The sequence below is a fragment of the Bacillus sp. SIMBA_074 genome, assembly GCF_046534555.1.
In the GTDB taxonomy this organism is placed as follows: domain Bacteria; phylum Bacillota; class Bacilli; order Bacillales; family Bacillaceae_G; genus Bacillus_A; species Bacillus_A mycoides.
Genome location: NZ_JAWRYM010001108.1, coordinates 1 through 242 on the forward strand (window position 1 = coordinate 1; position 242 = coordinate 242).

A 242-nucleotide genomic window follows, 5' to 3' on the forward strand; every position below is an offset into this window, starting at 1 on the left:
ATTACGGAAGTCAGTAACGAGTCCCTCGACCTCTTCCAAGGCTGCAACATCATTTTTCATATTCGCCTCTATCAGACGTCGGTTCATGAAATCATACAGACTCATCATTTCCTTGGACACTTCGACATCCATATTCAGCGTCACCATCAATTCATGGACAATGTTTTGCGCCTTTATGATGTTGGTATTTTTCACTTCGATATTTCCCTCTTCAATTGCTTTTTTCCCAAGCATGATGAACT

The 242-nt window shown here is 40.9% G+C and carries 1 protein-coding gene; it reads right to left on the reverse strand.

The features are described 5' to 3' along the window. A partial coding sequence (gene fliS, locus SB773_RS34185; RefSeq protein ID WP_410594949.1) for a flagellar export chaperone FliS occupies window positions 1-242 on the reverse strand: 242 nt, incomplete at both ends.